Here is a 2,889-nt window from a genome sequence, read left to right as displayed (position 1 = left end):
CCTACTACCGCGCCGTCGTCGGTGACCGCACCCCCGACGAGCTGCAGCAGACCTATGTCCGCCGTGGTCGCGACCTCATCGAGTACCTCGAGGCCGACAACCATTTCGAGTTCCAGATGCTGCCGTGGCCGGACTACTTCGGCAAGGCGCCCAAGGCCAGGCTCGACGGGCAGCGCCACATCATGCCCACACCGCTGCCCGCCGCCGAGCTCGGCGAGCTGCGCGAGTCGCTGCGCGGACCGCTCGACACCGATCGCCTCGGCGCTCCCCTGCCGGAGCTGCTGATCGGCGGGCAGGCGCTGATCGGGCGCATGCTGCGCGCGCTGTCGACCTACCCGCACGCCAAGCTCTACCTGAAGTCGCCGCTGGTGGAGCTGGTCGTCGAGGACGGTGCGGTGACCGGTGCGATCGTCGAACGCGACGGCGAGCGGGTCGCGATCCGCGCGCGGCGCGGTGTGGTGCTCGCGACGGGCGGTTTCGAGCAGAACGACGAGCTGCGCAAGCACTACGGCGTGCCCGGCGAGGCGCGAGACACCATGGGGCCCTGGGGAAATCAGGGTCTGGCGCACCAGGCGGGCATCGCGGCGGGCGCCGACACCGATCTGATGGATCAGGCGTGGTGGTCGCCCGGGCTGACCCATCCGGACGGGCGCTCGGCGTTCGCGCTGTGGTTCACCGGCGGCATCTTCGTCGACCAGGAGGGCAACCGGTTCGTCAACGAGTCGGCGCCCTACGACCGGCTCGGCCGCGAGGTGATCCGGCAGATGAACGACCGCGGTCTGACCCTGCCGTTCTGGATGATCTACGACGACAAGGAAGGCGAGGTCCCGCCGATCAAGGCCACCAACGTGTCCATGGTCGAGACGCAGAAGTACGTCGACGCGGGCCTGTGGCATACGGCCGACACCCTCGCCGAGCTCGCCGAGAAGATCGGCGTGCCCGCGGCGAATCTCGAGGCCACCGTGGAGCGGTTCAACGGCATGGTCGCCACCGGCGTCGACCCGGATTTCGGGCGCGGCGACGAGGCCTACGATCGTGCCTTCTCCGGCGGTGAACCGCCGCTGGTGACCATCGACAAGGGCCCGTACCACGCGGCCGCGTTCGGCATCTCCGACCTCGGCACCAAGGGCGGCCTGCGCACCGACACCGCGGCCCGGGTCCTCGGCCGCGACGGCGAGCCGATCCCCGGCCTCTACGCGGCGGGCAACACCATGGCCGCGGTCAGCGGCGAGGTCTACCCCGGCGGCGGCAACCCGATCGGCGCGTCCATGCTGTTCAGCCACCTCGCCGTGCGGCACATCCTCGGCGACTGAGCGAGCTCGGGTCCCGCCCGCTGGCCGGGAGGGACCCGTCCGCAGCGGCCACCGAGTGTGGTTCCGTTCACATATTCCCCTTCTCGACATTTCAGGAGCAACACGATGGCTTCAGCGGACGACATTCGCGCGACGGTGCGCAAATATGTGGAGGCCGTCGGCAGCGGTACGGCTGCCGACGTCGTCGCCCTCTACCGCGAGGACGCGACGGTGGAGGATCCGGTAGGCAGCGAACCGCACGTCGGCCACGCGGCGATCACCAAGTTCTACGAGGCCATCGAGCCGATGAAGCGCTCGACCGAACTGTTCACCATCCGCGTCGCGGGCAACAGCGCCGCGTTCAGCTTCCGCGTGGTCACCGAGTTCGGCGACCAAAAGTTCACCCTCGACCCGATCGATGTCATGACCTTCGACGAGGACGCCCGCATCACCAGCATGCGCGCGTTCTGGTCCCAGGACGACATGGTCGTCGGCTGAGCTGAGGCGAGAATGACTGCGACCGAACAACACTGGGATCACGAAGTCGGCTTCCTCGTCGTCGGCAGCGGCGCGGGCGGGCTGACCGGCGCGCTCGCCGCCGCCGACCGCGGGCTCGACACCCTTGTCATCGAGAAGGCGGGCGTCTACGGCGGCAGCACCGCGCTGTCGGGCGGTGGCATCTGGGTGCCCAACAATCCGGTGCTGCTGCGCGAAGGCCTCGGCGATTCCCGCGCCGACGTGCGCGCCTATCTCGACGCCGTCGTCGGCGACCGGGTGCCGACGGCGAACCTCGACGCGTTCATCGACGAGGGCCCGCGCATGCTCGCCTTCCTCGAGACCAGCCCGCACCTGCGTTTCCAGTGGTGCACCGGCTATTCCGACTACCACCCCGAGGCGCCGGGCGGGCGGCCCGCGGGCCGGTCCATCGAGCCGCTGCCGGTGGACCTCAGGCAGCTCGGCGACGACGAGGACCTGCTGCGCCCCGCCGCGTTGGCGACCCCGCCGGGACTGTTCATCACGTCCAAGGACTTTGTCCAGCTCAATATGGTGATGCGCACCTGGAAGGCTCGCTGGACCGCGCTGCTGACCGGTCTGCGGGCGATCAAGGCGATCGTGCTGCGCAGGCACATGGACACCCTCGGCCGGGCCCTGATCGCCCGGCTGCGGCTGGCCCTGCGCGACGCGGGTGTCCCGCTGTGGCTGAACACGCCGCTGCGTTCGCTGATCACCGACGACTCGGGCGCGGTGCTCGGCGTGGTCGCCGAACGCGACGGCCGCGAGATCCGGATCAGGGCGCGCGACGGCGTGCTGCTGGCCACCGGCGGTTTCGAGCACAATCAAGCCATGCGCAAGCGCTATCTGCCCGAGGGCGGGCGCGACAACTTCAGCGCCGCCTCGACCGACAACACCGGTGACGGCATCATCGCGGGTGAGAAGGTCGGCGCGGCAGTCGATCTGATGGACGACGCGTGGTGGATGCCGTCGTTCCAGCGGCCCCACCGCAACAAACAGGTGCTGGTGTGGGATCGGTCGATACCCCGCGCGATCATACTCGACACCACCGGCCAGCGCGTGACCCAACAGGGGGGGCCGGATT

The 2,889-nt window shown here is 69.6% G+C and carries 3 protein-coding genes; all 3 read left to right on the top strand.

Features of this window, described 5'->3' with window-relative positions:
* Positions 1-1,313, top strand: a 1,313-nt coding sequence (locus ACFWPJ_RS29480; protein ID WP_378856276.1) for an FAD-binding protein, incomplete at its 5' end; no start/stop codon positions are given.
* Between the two features lie 105 nt (positions 1,314-1,418).
* Complete coding sequence (locus ACFWPJ_RS29475; RefSeq protein WP_378856274.1) at positions 1,419-1,790, top strand: nuclear transport factor 2 family protein; 372 nt, start codon at positions 1,419-1,421, stop codon at positions 1,788-1,790.
* A 12-nt stretch (positions 1,791-1,802) separates the two neighbouring features.
* Positions 1,803-2,889: FAD-dependent oxidoreductase (locus ACFWPJ_RS29470; protein WP_378856272.1), on the top strand; the 1,087-nt coding region annotated here is incomplete at its 3' end.

This window comes from Nocardia sp. NPDC058497 (assembly GCF_042720195.1).
GTDB lineage: Bacteria > Actinomycetota > Actinomycetes > Mycobacteriales > Mycobacteriaceae > Nocardia.
The sequence above is the reverse complement of the archived record's forward strand: the minus strand, read 5'-3'. Positions and strand labels throughout refer to the sequence as shown.